At 51.0% G+C, this 16,528-nt stretch carries 17 protein-coding genes; 2 read left to right on the top strand and 15 right to left on the bottom strand.

From position 1 onward, the window contains the following. Window positions 1-159 precede the first annotated feature (159 nt). Window positions 160-780: a hypothetical protein gene (locus GN278_03085; GenBank protein ID XAT59895.1), complete on the top strand. Its 621-nt coding sequence runs from the start codon at window positions 160-162 to the stop codon at window positions 778-780. Window positions 781-907: 127 nt separating this feature from the next. On the opposite strand, the gene rplP is transcribed toward GN278_03085, so the two are convergent. The 13 genes from rplP to GN278_03020 all read right to left on the bottom strand — a co-directional run bounded on the left by rplP (window position 908) and on the right by GN278_03020 (window position 10,045). Beyond that, complete coding sequence (gene rplP, locus GN278_03080) at window positions 908-1,321, bottom strand: 50S ribosomal protein L16 (protein ID XAT59894.1); 414 nt, start codon at window positions 1,319-1,321, stop codon at window positions 908-910. Window positions 1,322-1,334: 13 nt separating this feature from the next. Then, window positions 1,335-2,042, bottom strand: coding sequence for a 30S ribosomal protein S3 (rpsC, locus tag GN278_03075; GenBank protein XAT59893.1), 708 nt, complete (start codon window positions 2,040-2,042; stop codon window positions 1,335-1,337). Continuing rightward, complete coding sequence (rplV, locus tag GN278_03070) at window positions 2,042-2,422, bottom strand: 50S ribosomal protein L22 (protein ID XAT59892.1); 381 nt, start codon at window positions 2,420-2,422, stop codon at window positions 2,042-2,044. Before rplV ends, rpsC begins: the two co-directional genes overlap by 1 nt. Before the next feature lie 4 nt (window positions 2,423-2,426). Then, window positions 2,427-2,705: a 30S ribosomal protein S19 gene (rpsS, locus tag GN278_03065; protein XAT59891.1), complete on the bottom strand. Its 279-nt coding sequence runs from the start codon at window positions 2,703-2,705 to the stop codon at window positions 2,427-2,429. A 3-nt stretch (window positions 2,706-2,708) separates the two neighbouring features. Continuing rightward, window positions 2,709-3,551, bottom strand: a complete 843-nt coding sequence (gene rplB, locus GN278_03060; GenBank protein XAT59890.1) for a 50S ribosomal protein L2 — start codon at window positions 3,549-3,551, stop codon at window positions 2,709-2,711. A 150-nt stretch (window positions 3,552-3,701) separates the two neighbouring features. Then, window positions 3,702-3,998 (bottom strand): 50S ribosomal protein L23, encoded by a 297-nt coding sequence (locus GN278_03055; GenBank protein XAT59889.1) that lies wholly within the window; start codon window positions 3,996-3,998, stop codon window positions 3,702-3,704. Beyond that, window positions 3,995-4,612 (bottom strand): 50S ribosomal protein L4, encoded by a 618-nt coding sequence (rplD, locus tag GN278_03050; protein XAT59888.1) that lies wholly within the window; start codon window positions 4,610-4,612, stop codon window positions 3,995-3,997. The genes GN278_03055 and rplD overlap by 4 nt, the downstream gene beginning before the upstream one ends. Further along, window positions 4,609-5,331 (bottom strand): 50S ribosomal protein L3, encoded by a 723-nt coding sequence (gene rplC, locus GN278_03045; protein XAT59887.1) that lies wholly within the window; start codon window positions 5,329-5,331, stop codon window positions 4,609-4,611. The genes rplD and rplC overlap by 4 nt, the downstream gene beginning before the upstream one ends. Window positions 5,332-5,343: 12 nt before the next feature. Further along, window positions 5,344-5,652 (bottom strand): 30S ribosomal protein S10, encoded by a 309-nt coding sequence (gene rpsJ, locus GN278_03040; protein XAT59886.1) that lies wholly within the window; start codon window positions 5,650-5,652, stop codon window positions 5,344-5,346. Window positions 5,653-5,793: 141 nt separating this feature from the next. Then, window positions 5,794-6,969 (bottom strand): elongation factor Tu, encoded by a 1,176-nt coding sequence (gene tuf / locus GN278_03035; GenBank protein ID XAT59885.1) that lies wholly within the window; start codon window positions 6,967-6,969, stop codon window positions 5,794-5,796. An 82-nt stretch (window positions 6,970-7,051) separates the two neighbouring features. Continuing rightward, window positions 7,052-9,169 (bottom strand): elongation factor G, encoded by a 2,118-nt coding sequence (fusA, locus tag GN278_03030; GenBank protein XAT59884.1) that lies wholly within the window; start codon window positions 9,167-9,169, stop codon window positions 7,052-7,054. Window positions 9,170-9,190: 21 nt separating this feature from the next. Then, window positions 9,191-9,661: a 30S ribosomal protein S7 gene (rpsG, locus tag GN278_03025; GenBank protein ID XAT59883.1), complete on the bottom strand. Its 471-nt coding sequence runs from the start codon at window positions 9,659-9,661 to the stop codon at window positions 9,191-9,193. A gap of 12 nt (window positions 9,662-9,673) precedes the next feature. After that, on the bottom strand, window positions 9,674-10,045 hold the full coding sequence (locus GN278_03020) for a 30S ribosomal protein S12 (protein XAT59882.1): 372 nt from the start codon (window positions 10,043-10,045) through the stop codon (window positions 9,674-9,676). A 374-nt stretch (window positions 10,046-10,419) separates the two neighbouring features. Here GN278_03020 and GN278_03015 point away from each other — a divergent pair, with 374 nt between their 5' ends. Beyond that, on the top strand, window positions 10,420-11,229 hold the full coding sequence (locus tag GN278_03015; protein ID XAT59881.1) for a hypothetical protein: 810 nt from the start codon (window positions 10,420-10,422) through the stop codon (window positions 11,227-11,229). Here the strand turns inward: GN278_03015 and GN278_03010 are convergent. Then, window positions 11,204-12,091, bottom strand: a complete 888-nt coding sequence (locus tag GN278_03010; GenBank protein XAT59880.1) for an EamA family transporter — start codon at window positions 12,089-12,091, stop codon at window positions 11,204-11,206. The two genes, GN278_03015 and GN278_03010, sit on opposite strands and share 26 nt — an antisense overlap. 191 nt (window positions 12,092-12,282) lie before the next feature. After that, window positions 12,283-16,524, bottom strand: a complete 4,242-nt coding sequence (gene rpoC / locus GN278_03005; protein ID XAT59879.1) for a DNA-directed RNA polymerase subunit beta' — start codon at window positions 16,522-16,524, stop codon at window positions 12,283-12,285. Window positions 16,525-16,528 lie beyond the last annotated feature (4 nt).

Here is a 16,528-nt window from a genome sequence, read left to right as displayed (position 1 = left end):
ATTCAATCACCACAACGCCGATTCCATCCGAACCGGCTTGGCGATGGCGTTTCCTACATGGCTGATATCCATTACGCAATGGCTAATTAGGGCTTTATCTGTAAAATCATGCTGTTTTGACCACTCGCCTTAATTTCCAGAATAGGCTAAGACGCCTGCATGTCACAGATATCTTCTCTTTTTGTCACCCGACTTTATCACGCAGAACTCGCAGAGCATGGCGATCCTGTTGATATGGCCGAGTTAGAAGCCTCTTGCTGGTCCATCGCGGACGACGATCAAGCGGGTCAGGAATGGTGTGAAAAAAATGGCTACCCAGGATATACAAGCTATGCATCACTGACAGATTTAGCCTGGCGCTTTCCGGCCTTTGAGGATCTGGTTAAGGTGCTTGACCAGCATGTAGCGGCGTTTGTGAAAGATCTTGAATTTGATCTTGGAGACCGCCAAGTTAAACTAGACTCGCTATGGATTAATATTTTGCCCGAAGGCGGTATTCACACCTCTCATATTCATCCCCATTCGGTGATCAGCGGCACCACATATGTCCGCATGCCCGATGGCGCCAGTGCGATTAAGTTTGAAGACCCGCGTTCATCCATGATGATGGCTGCACCGACCCGCCTGAAAAAGGCGCGGCCTGAAGTGCGCGCCTTTACTTATATTGCCCCCGCAGTAGGCGATATCCTGTTGTGGGAAAGCTGGCTGCGCCATGAGGTGCCCATGAACATGGCCGAAGACGAGCGTATCTCCGTGAGCTTTAACTATAGCTGGGTATAAGAGGTCGAACGTATTTTTACCGTTTTCCTCGCTTCCGGCTAAACGACAAAAAACCCCGCCGAATATATCGACGGGGTTATATTTTTATTGGCTGCTCTGCTGTGCAGGGCTTGGCCGCGCGGATGGCTTACCAGTCTTCGCGCACAACCACGCGGGTCTTGACCGGCAATTTCATCGCTGCAAGACGCAAAGCTTCTTTTGCAATGTCATCGTCAACACCGTCGATTTCAAACATGATCCGACCAGGTTTGACCTTGGCTGCCCAATAATCGACAGAGCCTTTCCCTTTACCCATCCGAACTTCGGTTGGCTTTGAAGTCACAGGCGTATCTGGGAAAATCCGAATCCAAACCCGTCCCTGACGTTTCATGTGGCGTGTCATCGCACGGCGTGCTGCCTCAATCTGACGCGCTGTAACGCGCTCAGGCTGGGTCGCCTTTAGGCCATAGCTGCCAAAGTTTAGGTCAGAGCCGCCCTTTGCAAGGCCTTTGATCCGGCCTTTGTGCATTTTGCGAAATTTTGTACGCTTTGGTTGAAGCATCGTTTAGTCCCCCTTAGCGCCGACCGCCAGCACCGCGAGGTGCCGGACCGTCTTGGAGCTCTTGAGCTTTACGATCACGCGCTTGCGGATCATGCTCCATAATTTCACCTTTGAAGATCCAGACCTTGATCCCGATGATGCCGTAAGCCGTTGCCGCCTCGACATTTGCATAATCAATGTCTGCCCGCAGAGTATGTAGCGGAACACGGCCTTCACGGTACCATTCGGTACGCGCGATTTCTGCGCCGCCCAAACGACCCGCAACGTTGACGCGAATACCCAAGGCGCCCATGCGCATGGCATTTTGCACAGCACGTTTCATAGCGCGGCGGAATGACACTCGGCGCTCAAGCTGCTGGGAGATGCTTTCGCCAACCAGTTGGGCGTCAAGTTCGGGCTTGCGAACCTCAACGATATTAAGATGCAATTCCGAAGTGGTCATCGCAGCAAGTTTTTTCCGCAGCGTTTCGATATCGGCGCCTTTTTTGCCAATGATCACACCCGGACGCGCCGTGTGGATCGTCACCCGGCATTTTTTGTGCGGGCGTTCAATGATGATACGCGCAACACCAGCTTGCACACAGTCTTTGCGAATAAAATCCCGCATCCGCAAATCTTCCAGAAGAAGATCACCGTAATCTTTGGTATCTGCGTACCAGCGGCTGTCCCAGGTCCGGTTGACCTGAAGGCGCATGCCAATTGGATTAACCTTTTGTCCCATTATGCTTGCTCCTCTACTTGCCGCACCTTAATGGTTAGCTCTGAGAACGGCTTGATAATGCGACCAAATCGGCCACGAGCGCGCGGACGACCGCGTTTCAACGTGAGATTTTTGCCGACATATGCTTCGGCAACAACCAATTCATCAACATCAAGATTGTGGTTATTTTCTGCGTTTGCAATGGCTGATTGCAGACATTTACGAACATCATTTGCGATGCGCTTATTGCTAAATGTCAAATCGGTCAGAGCCTTTTCAACCTTTTTTCCGCGGATCATCGCAGCCACAAGATTGAGCTTTTGCGGAGACGTCCGAAGCATGCGCAGTTTTGCCATTGCTTCGTTTTCGGCCACGCGGCGGGGATTTTTCTCTTTACCCATGGCTCTATTTCCGCTTCGCTTTTTTATCAGCGCCGTGACCATAGTAGGTCCGTGTTGGCGAATATTCACCAAACTTCTGGCCGATCATATCTTCTGAAATCATCACTGGGATATGCTTGCGGCCGTTGTAAACGCCAAAAGTCAAACCAACAAACTGGGGCAAAATCGTAGATCTGCGCGACCAGATTTTAATAATTTCGTGACGACCGCTTTCGCGTGATGCTTCTGCTTTTTTAAGCACATAAGCATCCACAAAGGGGCCTTTCCATACAGAGCGAGACATCGTTTAACGCCCTTTCTTTCTGGCGTGGCGCGAGCGAATAATCAGCTTTTGCGACGCTTTGTTTTTGTTGCGGGTACGCTTACCTTTGGTCGGCTTACCCCAAGGCGTGACTGGATGGCGGCCACCTGAGGTCCGGCCTTCACCACCACCGTGGGGGTGATCAACCGGGTTCATTACCACACCGCGAACCGATGGGCGAACACCTTTGTGGCGCATCCGGCCAGCTTTACCAAAGTTCTGGTTGCTATTGTCCGGATTGGACACTGCACCAACAGTTGCCATACATTCTTGGCGTACCATGCGAACTTCGCCAGAGCTAAGTCGCAACTGGGCATAGCCGCCGTCACGACCGATAAACTGGGCATAAGTACCCGCGGCGCGGGCAACTTGACCGCCTTTACCGGGCTTAAGTTCGATGTTGTGAACAATAGTACCGATAGGCATGCCGGAAAATGGCATCGCGTTACCAGGCTTGATATCTGCCTTTGTGCTGGCGACCACTTTGTCACCAACGCCTAATCTTTGGGGGGCCAAAATATAGGCCTGTTCGCCATCGTCATATTTGACCAACGCGATAAATGCTGAGCGATTGGGATCATATTCGATCCGCTCAACGGTTGCCGCAACATCTAGTTTGTTGCGTCTAAAATCAACGATCCGATAAAGACGCTTTGCGCCTCCGCCACGACGGCGTGATGTGATGCGTCCGGTGTTGTTACGACCGCCCGATTTTGTCAAACCCTCTGTTAGAGATTTGACAGGACGTCCTTTCCACAGCTCCGAACGGTCGATCAGCACCAGCCCGCGCTGGCCCGGCGTCGTCGGCTTATACGACTTGAGTGCCATGCTTTCTGTCTTCCGTTTGCTATCGCAAGGCAATGCCTTGCTATGGTAAAGCCCCCCGAAGGTGGCCAAGTATTTGGGAATTAAACCCCAAGTTCTAAAACTTGATGGCCTCGAAACAATCCGAGGCCATCAAAGATTCGCTGTCTTCTATCAAAGACCAGTAGTCACGTCGATAGTGTTTCCCTCTTCGAGGGTCACATAGGCCTTCTTTGTGTCCTTGCGCTTACCGGCTGTACCGCGGAAACGCTTACTTTTGCCTTTTGCGATGGCGGTGTTGACCGCTTTCACTTTAACACCAAACAATGCCTCAATCGCTTCTTTGATCTGCGGCTTGTTACTGTCAATCGCCACTTCAAACACAACTGCGCCTTTTTCGGACGCCATGGTTGCCTTTTCGGTGATGATCGGCTTGCGGATCACATCATAAAGTTCTGCTTTCACGCTCATTTTAACCGAGCCTCCAATGCTTCCACACCAGCTTTTGTAATCACCAGTGTATCGCGCTTAAGAATGTCATAAACATTCGCACCCATTGTTGGCAGGATATCCAAACCGTCAATATTGCGCGCCGCTGTTGCAAACTGTTCATTGACGTCCGAGCCGTCGATGACCAATGTGCGCTTCCAGCCCAAATCTTTGACCTGCTTTGCAAGCGCGGAAGTTTTGCCGTCGGTTGTTGCGTTGTCCAATATTACCAAAGAGCCTTCTTTGGCTTTTGAAGACAGCGCGTGCTTCAAGCCGAGCTGACGTACCTTTTTAGGAAGGTCATGCCCATGGCTACGCGGCGTAGGCCCCTTATAGATACCACCTTTGCGGAAGATCGGCGCGTTGCGGTCACCGTGGCGTGCGCCGCCGGTGCCTTTTTGGCGGTAGATCTTCTTTTTTGAATAGCTGGTTTCAGAGCGGGTTTTGACTTTATGGGTTCCGGCCTGTGCCTTATTCCGCTGCCAGCGTACAACACGCTGTAGAATATCGGCACGTGGGTCCAGGCCAAAAATGTCTTCGGTCAGCTCAACGCTTCCCGCTTTGCCGCCATCAAGTTTGATCACATTCAGTTTCATGCTTCACCCCCTTCGGCTGGCGCTTCTGCTGGTGCAGGCGCTTCGCTCGAGCGTAGAGCTGCAGGAAAAGGAACACTTTCAGGCAAAGGCTTTTTCATGGCATCCTTTACCGTCACCCAGCCGCCTTTTGATCCGGGAACTGCCCCTTTGATCATAATAAGGCCACGATCCACATCGGTTTTAACAACCTGAAGATTTTGTGTTGTGACCCGCGCGGCGCCCATGTGGCCGGCCATTTTCTTACCTTTAAACACTTTACCCGGTCCTTGACACTGACCTGTCGATCCGTGCGAACGGTGGCTGATAGACACACCATGTGTGGCCCGCAAACCGCTAAAGTTATGACGCTTCATTGCACCAGCAAAGCCTTTACCAATTGATGTGCCAGAGACATCAACAAATTGACCTTCGGCATAATGGGCAGCAGTGATTTCAGATCCCACATCAATGAGGTTTTCGGGGGCAACCCGAAACTCAGCCACTTTACGCTTTGGCTCAACTTTGGCCACAGCAAAATGCCCACGCATTGCCTTAGAGACATTTTTTGCTTTGATCGCACCGGCACCAAGCTGCACGGCTGTGTAGCCATGCGCTTCGGCTGTGCGCTGCGCAATCACTTGCAAGTTTTGCATTTGAAGCACGGTCACAGGGATCTGATTCCCGTCTTCCATGAACAGCCGGGTCATGCCGACTTTTTTCGCGATAATTCCAGAGCGCATCTGATTGCTCCTTTATACCGAGATTTGCACATCAACGCCTGCAGCCAGATCGAGCTTCATCAAAGCATCGACGGTTTGCGGCGTCGGATCAACAATGTCCAAAAGACGCTTGTGTGTGCGAATTTCAAACTGATCACGTGATTTCTTGTTTACGTGGGGACCACGCAAAACGGTGAATTTTTCAATTTTGTTCGGCAGAGGGATAGGACCCCGAACCGATGCCCCGGTGCGTTTGGCAGTATTGACGATTTCCTGCGTGCTGCTGTCGAGCACACGGTAGTCAAATGCCTTTAGCCGGATCCGGATATTTTGGCTTTGCATGTTACGAGCCTTTGTTCTTAGGCGTGAGAGTTGAGAGGAAGAGAGCGGGTCATTCCCCCCTCTTCATCGAACCCAAAACGCGCGCATCTGCACGCTTGGAATTGGTAGACAGGCCTAATTTTTGGTCAGGCCTGTGGATCATCAGTCGAGGATTTTGGACACGACGCCTGATCCGACGGTGCGGCCGCCTTCGCGGATCGCAAAGCGCAGCTTTTCTTCCATCGCAATCGGCGCAATCAGTTCAACTTCGAACTTCAGGTTATCGCCCGGCATCACCATTTCCGTACCTGATGGCAGGTTCACTGTTCCGGTCACATCCGTGGTGCGGAAATAAAACTGCGGACGGTAGTTGGCGAAAAACGGCGTGTGACGCCCGCCTTCATCCTTGGTCAGGATATAGGCTTCGGCTTCAAACTTGGTGTGCGGGGTGACTGAACCCGGCTTACACAAAACCTGACCACGCTCAACCGCTTCACGGTCAACACCGCGCAGCAATGCGCCGATGTTGTCGCCCGCTTCACCGCGGTCCAGCAGTTTGCGGAACATCTCAACACCTGTACAGATGGTTTTCTGGGTGTCTTTGATGCCAACGATTTCAATTTCATCGCCCACATTGATCACACCGCGCTCAACCCGGCCGGTCACAACTGTGCCGCGGCCCGAGATCGAAAACACATCTTCGATCGGCATCAGGAACGGCTGGTCAACCGCACGCTCAGGCTGTGGAATATACGCGTCAACCGCTTCCATCAGCTCTGCAATTTTTCCTTTGCCAATCGCATCATCACGATCTTCCAGTGCTGCCAGCGCAGAGCCCGCAACAATCGGAATATCATCACCAGGATAATCATATTCGCTCAGAAGCTCGCGCACTTCCATTTCCACCAGCTCAAGAAGCTCGTCGTCGTCTACCTGATCAACTTTGTTCAGGAACACAACCATCGCCGGGATACCAACCTGACGGCCAAGCAAAATATGCTCGCGGGTTTGCGGCATCGGGCCGTCCGCTGCGTTCACAACCAAAATCGCGCCGTCCATCTGCGCCGCGCCGGTGATCATGTTCTTGACATAGTCGGCGTGGCCAGGGCAGTCCACATGCGCATAGTGGCGCGCATCCGTCTCATACTCAACATGCGCTGTCGAAATGGTGATGCCTCGGGCTTTTTCCTCAGGCGCCGCGTCAATCTGGTCATAGTCCTGAAACTCGCCAAACTGCTTCGTGATCGCCGCCGTCAGCGTCGTCTTGCCGTGGTCAACGTGACCAATCGTGCCTATGTTACAATGCGGTTTATTACGCTCAAACTTTTCCTTCGCCATGGTGGCCTCCTTTTATCTTGCACGTGATGGGCACGCCCATCGTCAAATCTGTGGGAACGGCAGGGATTACCCTGCCCGCCCGTTAAGCAAATTTTGCCTGAATCTCATCCGAGATATTCTGTGGTACCGGTTCATAATGATCAAACGCCATCGAGAAATTCGCGCGGCCCGAAGACATCGAACGCAAATTGTTAATGTAGCCGAACATATTGGCAAGCGGCACAAACACATCGACCGCAATCGCATTTCCACGCTGTTCTTGCCCAGTTACCTGACCCCGACGTGATGTAAGATCGCCGATAATGCCACCGGTATATTCCTCTGGTGTTATCACTTCGACTTTCATGATTGGCTCAAGTAATTTTGCACCAGCTTTGCGCATTCCTTCGCGCATTGCCATCCGGGCAGCGATTTCAAAGGCCAGAACCGAGCTATCCACGTCGTGGAACTTACCGTCGATCAACGCGACTTTAAAATCAATCACAGGAAAGCCTGCCAAAGGACCGCTGTCCATCACCGACTTAATGCCTTTTTCAACGCCCGGAATGTACTCTTTCGGGATCGACCCACCAACGATGCGGCTTTCGAAAGAATAGCCTTCGCCAGGCTCTGTTGGCGCGATTATCATCTTGACCTCGGCAAATTGACCGGACCCACCTGATTGCTTTTTGTGCGTGTAGGTGTGCTCGACATCATGGCCGATGGTTTCACGGTAGGCCACTTGTGGTGCACCGATATTGGCTTCCACCTTAAACTCACGCTTAAGACGGTCGACCAAAATATCCAAGTGCAACTCGCCCATACCTTTCATGATGGTCTGACCGCTTTCAAGATCGGTCTCGACACGGAAAGAGGGATCTTCAGCCGCAAGACGGGCCAGACCTTGGGACATTTTTTCCTGGTCGTTTTTGGTTTTTGGCTCTACGGCAATCTCGATCACCGGATCAGGGAATGTCATTGTTTCCAAGACCACAGGATCTTTGAGGTCACTCAGCGTATCCCCAGTGGTGGTATCTTTCAAACCAGCCAAGGCGATAATATCGCCGGCAAATGCCTCTTCAATTTCCTCGCGATTGTTCGAATGCATCATCATCATCCGGCCAATACGCTCTTTTTTGTCTTTGGTCGCGTTCAGAATACTGTCGCCTTTGTTCATTGTTCCCGAATAAATACGAGTGAACGTCAGCGTGCCCACGAATGGGTCATTCATGATTTTAAACGCCAATCCAGAAAACGGCATATTGTCGTCGGCGCGGCGGGCAATGTCACGGGTCTCTGTTTCATCGCCGGGCTTGAAGCCCATGTAATCAACCACATCCAAGGGGCTTGGCAAATAATCAATAACTGCGTTCAACAAAGGCTGAACACCTTTGTTCTTAAACGCTGATCCACATAGTACCGGAATGAATTTAATCGCCAAAGTCCCAAGCCGGATCAAACGGCGCAGAGTATCTACATCAGGCTCTTCGCCTTCCAGATACGCCATCATCGCGTCATCATCCATTTCAACAGCAGTTTCGATCAGTTTTGCACGCCATTCATCAGCGACATCCTTTAGGCTGTCCCGAATTGGTCGGCGCTCCCACGTGGCGCCAAGGTCTTCGCCGGCCCATACCCACTCTTCCATAGTGACAAGGTCCACTAGACCTTCCAATTCGTTTTCAGCACCAATTGGGATCTGGATCGGCGCTGGGATTGCACCAGTACGATCTTGGATCATATGCACGCAGTTAAAGAAGTCCGCACCAATTTTGTCCATCTTGTTCACGAAAACAATGCGCGGCACCTTATACCGATCAGCCTGACGCCAAACAGTTTCAGTTTGCGGCTCAACACCGGCGTTCGCATCAAGCACTGCAATCGCTCCATCTAGAACCGCCAAAGAACGCTCAACTTCAATGGTGAAGTCAACGTGGCCGGGCGTGTCGATGATGTTCATCCGATGCTTAGGAGTTTGGGCGTTTTCCCCATCATCCGTGCGCTCCCAGAAGGTCGTCGTCGCCGCAGAAGTAATGGTTATACCGCGCTCTTGCTCTTGCTCCATCCAATCCATCGTCGCAGCGCCATCATGCACTTCGCCGATATTATGGGATTTACCAGTGTAGTACAAAATACGCTCTGAACAGGTCGTTTTACCCGCATCAATATGCGCCATGATACCAAAGTTACGGTATTCATTTAAGGAATAGTCGCGTGCCATGTCTCTGCAGCCTCTAAAAAATTACCAACGATAATGGCTGAATGCTTTGTTCGCATCTGCCATTTTATGCGTGTCTTCACGTTTCTTAACCGCGGAACCGCGGGAATTTACGGCATCTAGCAATTCACCAGCCAAGCGCTCTTCCATGGTGTTTTCATTGCGACCGCGCGATGCGGTGATCAGCCAACGGATGGCCAGAGCTTCACGGCGCTCTGGACGCACTTCGACAGGCACCTGATATGTCGCACCGCCAACCCGACGAGAGCGCACTTCAACCGCTGGTTTGATATTTTCCAGAGCTTCGTGGAACACTTCCACAGGCGCGCGTTTAATTTTCGATTCAACCCGGTCAAGCGCGTTGTAAACAATTGTCTCTGCGATCGACTTTTTACCGTCGATCATCAGGTTATTCATAAATTTTGACAAAACACGATCGCCAAACTTGGCATCGGGTAGAATTTCGCGCTTCTCAGCTGCGTGACGACGAGACATATCTTAAACCTCTTATTTCGGACGCTTTGCGCCATATTTTGAACGGCGCTGTTTGCGATCTTTGACACCTTGCGTATCCAAAACACCGCGCAGGATGTGATAGCGAACACCAGGAAGGTCTTTGACCCGGCCACCGCGGATCAATACCACTGAGTGTTCTTGCAGATTGTGCTTTTCACCCGGGATATAGCTAATCACCTCGAAACCATTGGTGAGCCGCACTTTGGCAACCTTCCGCATCGCAGAGTTTGGTTTTTTCGGTGTCGTTGTATAAACCCTTGTGCAGACGCCACGCTTTTGTGGGCACTCCTGCAGGTGCATTGACTTGGACCGTTTCACTTTAGGCTGCCGCGGCTTGCGGATCAGCTGCTGTATTGTTGGCATTCCGGTTCTTCCCGTTTCGCTCTTACATATCAATCGCGCACAAGCCATTGCCCATGCAGTTCACTTTGCCGTGCTCCGCGCGTCCGCAAAACACAAAAACCGCATGCGTCCCCTCGTTCGCGGGAACGACGCGGTGGGTTTCCAGAGGATCGAGGCCTAAGCCCGGATCTTGACCACTTCAAACCTGAAGTCAGCTATGGGGCGACCCCCGAAGCCGAGATAGCGTGCGTATAGGGGGAGTCGATCATGTTGTCAACACACGGTTCAGTGGTAAAATCCAACTGGGAATGTTAAACATTCTTTATCGGTGCTTACGCTTTAATTCCATTGGTGTTCGTTGCCGTATCGTTTTTTTTAATTGGCTGTATTAATTCATGCAAATACTCGGAATCTGTCGATTTTCCTATCCCGCAGTGGGTGGTTTTCAAAATGAGCACAACACCGTAGAAGCGCGTTGTAACTACCTTTATTCCCAGGAGCGGCTCAACATGCGTTTCAGCGCTTTTGAAACGTTAACCCTGCCCTCTATCCGCTCTCAAAGCGATCCAAATTTCACCTTTGCGATTCTAATTGGAGATAGCCTGCCCCGCCATGCCAAAGACCGACTTTACGAGGTTACGGCCAATGTTCCCCAAATCAAAATTGTTGAGCGGCCCAGCGGCCCCTACCGGCAAGTTGCTCAAGAGGTGGTTAATTCAGTGCGGAACTGGGAGGCGCCAATTTGTGCCCAATTTAGATTAGATGATGATGATGCTGTTCATCTCGATTTTATTGCTGAGCTGAGGCAAGTCATTACTCATAATCAAGAGCTATTTAGATATGGCCGCCGCTTTGCAATTGATTTTTGCAGTGGCTATGCTGTTATTCCGGGGCGCAAAGGTATCAAGGCAGCGGTCGTGAAACAAAAGCTCTGGACGCCCGCTCTTGCAATCGTTTTAAGACCTAAGGTCGAACGCAGTATTCTTAATTATGGCCATCATCGGTTGCATGAATTTATGCCTGTTTTGTCGCTTTCACATCTGGACATGTTTGTACGCAGTTTTCATGGTGACAATGATTCTCTTGCAAACCGACGACAGCCTAGTTTTGAGTATGCCGCTTTGGATGAAGGGTCGCGAAACTATTTTAAGCAAAACTTCAATATCGACGAAACAGCAGTTAAAGCGGCTTGGTCCGCGCTTTGATCTGGGTTTCACGCCACATGGTAAACAGACCCGACATCACTATCACGCCAGCGCCAATGAGCGTAAGCGTATCTGGCCAATGATCGAAAAATATAAACCCTAACACCAGAGCCCAGATCAAACCTGTATAGCGAAAAGGTGCGATAAAGGATACCTCACCCTGCCGCATCACCAAAACGCTTAAGAGATAGGCGGCGCTCACCAAAAAAGCTGCTGTGACCAGATATACAATATTGGTTGAACCAACTGGAACCCAGTCAACCCAGAGCATCGCAATTGTTGAATAAAGGCAAATGGAAAGCGCGTTGAAAAATGTCACCATTAATGACGGCACTTCGCGCCCTATTTTACGCGTCACCAAATCGCGCAGGGTCACAAACCCAACCGCAATGAGCGCATAAAAGGAATAATGGTTGAAACCCTCGATTCCTGGGCGCACAATCAAAAACATTCCCCCAAATCCAATAGCAATTGCCAGAGCGCGCCGCCAACCGATGACCTCTTGAAAAAAAAGTATGCCCCCCAGCGCCACTGTGAGCGGCAGCAGTTGCAGGATCGAAGTAGCGTTTGCCAATGGCATATTGAAAAGAGCTGTTAGAAAAAAGTAGGATGCGCCAATATCCCCCAAGGATCTAAGGCCAATAAGCCGCCAATCTCTTGGTGCAATATTAAACGTCCACGCCTTGAAATATATGCACAGTATAAAAATGCACAAGGAAGTGAGCATACCGCGCAGCATCAAGATCTGAAACAAGGGGAGCTCCGCCCCCAAAAGTTTAATAAATACGTCATTGAACGTAAAAGCTGCCATACTGGCAACCATCAACAGCGCACCTCTTACATTTTCTGAATAGTTCGCCATTTGCCCACTCATTTGAAGAATTTTTGGGCACTATGGCCATCGAATATATATGATATAATCGGGCTTTTGCGCAAATGTATAGAACAAAGTACCGCTGTCGTTGGCAAGTCACTCATGCACTGAATTTAACTGCGAAATTATATAGTCAAAAAATAAAGCCCGACGCATAGCGCCGGACTCTATCAAATTTCCTAGTCCATTTCTGGCATATCAGCAAGATTGCTGTCGCCGTCATCAGTAGACTTGAAAATATCATCTTGCGGTGCCGCCAATGCAGCGGCCGCCTGCGCCTCTTCTTGGCGCGCCTGAAGCACTACATTATCGCGCTCAGAAGCAATCCGCCGAACGCGCTGCGTCGCCCCGCCGGTGCCCGCCGGGATCAACCGGCCAACGATGACATTTTCTTTCAAGCCAACCAGCTTGTCCCTTTTACCCTGAACAGAGGCTTCTGTCAGAACACGCGTGGTTTCCTGGAATGAGGCTGCAGAAATGAACGAGCGTGTTTGCAAGGATGCTTTGGTAATGCCCAACAGGATTGGCTCACCTTGCGCTGGGCGGCCGCCCTTGGCCAATGCCTTATCATTGGCAGCATCGAACTCTGCCTTATCGACATGTTCACCTTTCAGCAAAGTGGTATCACCACTATCAGAGATTTCCCACTTTTGAAGCATTTGGCGCACGATCACTTCGATGTGCTTGTCGTTGATTTTAACGCCCTGCAAACGATACACATCCTGCACTTCGTCGATCATATAGTTGGCCAGCGCCTCGATTCCCATAATTGCAAGGATATCATGCGGTGCAGGGTTACCATCCATGATAAAGTCACCCTTTTGCACAAAGTCACCTTCGACAACAGGGATGTGTTTACCTTTTGGCACCATATATTCGACCAGATCAAGACTTTCATCGGTCGGCTCAATGCTGATCCGCCGCTTGTTTTTATAGTCCCGACCAAAGCGCACATAGCCGTCTGTTTCGGCAATAATGGCATGATCTTTCGGGCGGCGCGCTTCAAACAGTTCGGCAACCCGTGGCAGACCACCGGTGATGTCCTTGGTTTTAGCACCCTCACGCGGAATACGCGCAACCACATCACCGGCTGCAATCTGCTGCCCATCTTCAACGGACAGAATCGCGTCAACAGACATCGGATAGGTGATCGGGTTGCCCGCATCATTGCGCACTGGCTCGCCACTTTCATCGCTTAGAATGATCTCTGGCTTAAGCTCATTGCCCTTTGGCGCGGCCCTCCAATCTGTTACGATTTTTTGGGTCATGCCAGTGGCATCATCGGTTACTTCGCGCACAGCAACACCGTTGACCAGATCCACATGTTTGGCCATACCAGCCTTTTCGGCAATGATCGGTAGGGTATAAGGATCCCATTCAAACAGCTTGTCACCACGGCTAATTTTAGCCTTGGCTTTGACAAACAATTTACTGCCGTAGCCCAATTTGTGGCTGGCACGTTCTTCGCCATGCTCATCAAGGATCAACAGTTTCATGTTGCGTCCCATCACCAATGTTTCACCGTTGGCGTTTTTCAGCGTTTGCGCATTTTCAAAGGTAATAACCCCATCTTGGCTGGCCTCAAGGAACGATTGCTGACCACCTTGTGCCACCCCACCGATGTGGAATGTCCGCATAGTCAGCTGCGTACCAGGCTCGCCAATGGACTGCGCCGCGATAATACCAACCGCTTCACCGATATTGACAATCGTACCACGTGCCAGGTCCCGACCATAGCACATTGAACAAACGCCTTCTTCGGCTTCACAGGTTAGTGGGCTTCGGATACGTGCAGACTGCAACCCAGCCGCGTCAATCGCATCGGCGATCAGCTCGTCAATCAAGGTGCCTTTGGCTGCAATCACTTCGTCAGTTCCCGGTTTGAGAATATCCTCAGCCGCAACCCGGCCAAGCACGCGCTCTGCCAGTGAACTAACAACCTCACCATCGTTCACAGCGGTTTCTGCGGTGATCGAATTTTCAGTGCCGCAATCGCGCATTCTGACAATGCAATCCTGTGCCACATCCACCAACCTACGTGTCAAATACCCCGAGTTCGCGGTTTTGAGCGCCGTGTCGGACAGACCTTTACGAGCGCCGTGGGTCGAGTTGAAGTATTCAAGAACCGTTAAGCCTTCTTTAAAGTTGGACACAATCGGTGTTTCGATAATATCGCCGTTCGGTTTTGCCATCAGCCCGCGCATACCGCCAAGCTGCTTCATCTGGGTGACCGATCCACGAGCCCCTGAGTGCGCCATCATATAGACGCTATTTGGTTCAATATCTGCGCCACTTTCATCCTGAGAAGAGGCAGAAATTGTGTTCATCATGGCATCGGTGACTTTGTCGTTACACTTTGACCAAGCATCGACCACCTTGTTGTACTTTTCACCTTGGGTGATCAAACCATCCATATATTGCTGTTCAAAATCTTTGACCTGACCGCGGGTTTCATCAACGATAGGCCATTTGCTATCCGGGATAACCATGTCGTCCTTACCAAAGGAAATCCCGGCCTTGAAGGCCTCTTGGAAGCCCATGGTCATGATTTGATCACAGAAAATTACGGACTCTTTCTGGCCGCAATAGCGATAAACCGTATCAATCACACGCTGCACATCTTTTTTGCGCATTAAGTCGTTGACCAAATGAAAAGGCGCTTTGGCATTTTTTGGCAGCAAAGACCCTAACCGCACCCGACCTGGTGTGGTTTCAAAGCGTTTGCTGACCTCAATGCCATGCTCGTCGATCTGAGGAATACGGGCGGTAATTTTTGCGTGCAAATGCACCACATCCGTATCCAAAGCGTATTGCACTTCTTCAATCGAGGAAAAGACCATGCCTTCGCCTTTCATGCCTGCGCGCATGATCGTGGTGTAATACAGCCCAAGGATCATATCCTGAGAAGGCACGATGATCGGCGCGCCGTTGGCAGGCGACAAGACGTTGTTTGTCGACATCATAAGAACCCGAGCTTCCAGCTGTGCCTCAAGGCTTAGCGGTACGTGTACCGCCATCTGGTCACCGTCGAAGTCGGCGTTGAACGCTGAACAAACAAGCGGATGCAACTGGATCGCCTTGCCTTCGATCAGAACAGGTTCAAACGCCTGAATGCCCAAGCGGTGCAAGGTTGGGGCGCGGTTCAACATCACCGGATGTTCGCGGATCACCTCATCAAGGATATCCCACACCTCAGGGCGTTCTTTTTCCACCAGCTTCTTGGCCTGTTTGACCGTGCTTGATAGACCTTTTGCCTCAAGCCGGCTGTAGATAAACGGCTTAAACAGCTCAAGCGCCATCTTCTTGGGCAGACCGCATTGGTGCAGTTTTAATTCCGGGCCGGTCACAATCACCGAACGACCCGAGAAATCAACCCGCTTACCAAGCAGGTTCTGACGGAAACGACCCTGTTTGCCTTTGAGCATATCTGACAAAGACTTTAGAGGGCGCTTATTGGCACCGGTAATGACACGGCCGCGGCGACCATTGTCAAACAATGCATCAACAGATTCCTGCAACATCCGCTTTTCGTTGCGCACGATGATATCAGGTGCGCGCAATTCAATCAAACGCTTCAGGCGGTTGTTACGGTTGATCACACGGCGGTAAAGGTCGTTCAGATCCGAGGTCGCAAAGCGGCCACCATCCAGTGGCACCAAAGGGCGCAATTCTGGCGGGATCACAGGAACCACTGTAAGGATCATCCACTCTGGGCGGTTGCCAGATTCCAAAAAGCTTTCCACCACTTTAAGCCGTTTGATGATTTTCTTTGGCTTCAACTCGCCTGTTGCTTCTTTGAGATCGGCGCGCAATTGCTCGGCTTCGGTCTCAAGATCAATGGCCGCGAGCATTTCGCGAATGGCTTCCGCGCCAATATTGGCGGTAAAGGCATCCATACCAAAGGTATCTTGCGCCTCCATATACTCTTCTTCGGTCATCATCTGTCCATAGGTCAGATCGGTCAGACCGGGCTCGATCACCACATAGTTTTCAAAATAGAGCACCCGCTCAAGATCGCGCAGGGTCATATCAAGCATAAGACCAATGCGCGACGGCAGTGATTTTAAAAACCAGATATGGGCAACGGGTGAGGCCAGCTCAATGTGGCCCATCCGCTCGCGGCGGACTTTTTGCAACGTGACTTCAACGCCGCATTTTTCGCATACAACGCCGCGATATTTCATCCGCTTATATTTGCCGCACAGACATTCGTAATCTTTGGTCGGGCCAAAAATCCGAGCACAGAACAGGCCGTCGCGTTCCGGCTTGAATGTCCGGTAGTTGATGGTTTCTGGTTTTTTAATTTCACCGAATGACCACGACAAAATCCGCTCGGGGCTGGCGAGTGATACTTTGATCTCGTCAAACACCTTAGGTGAGGCCAATGGGTTAAATGGGTTGTTTGTCAGTTCCTGGTTCATTTTG

Source organism: Rhodobacteraceae bacterium Araon29 (assembly GCA_039640505.1).
Lineage (GTDB): Bacteria > Pseudomonadota > Alphaproteobacteria > Rhodobacterales > Rhodobacteraceae > CABZJG01.
Note: the sequence above shows the minus strand (reverse complement) of the source record. Positions and strands in the feature narration are given on the sequence as shown.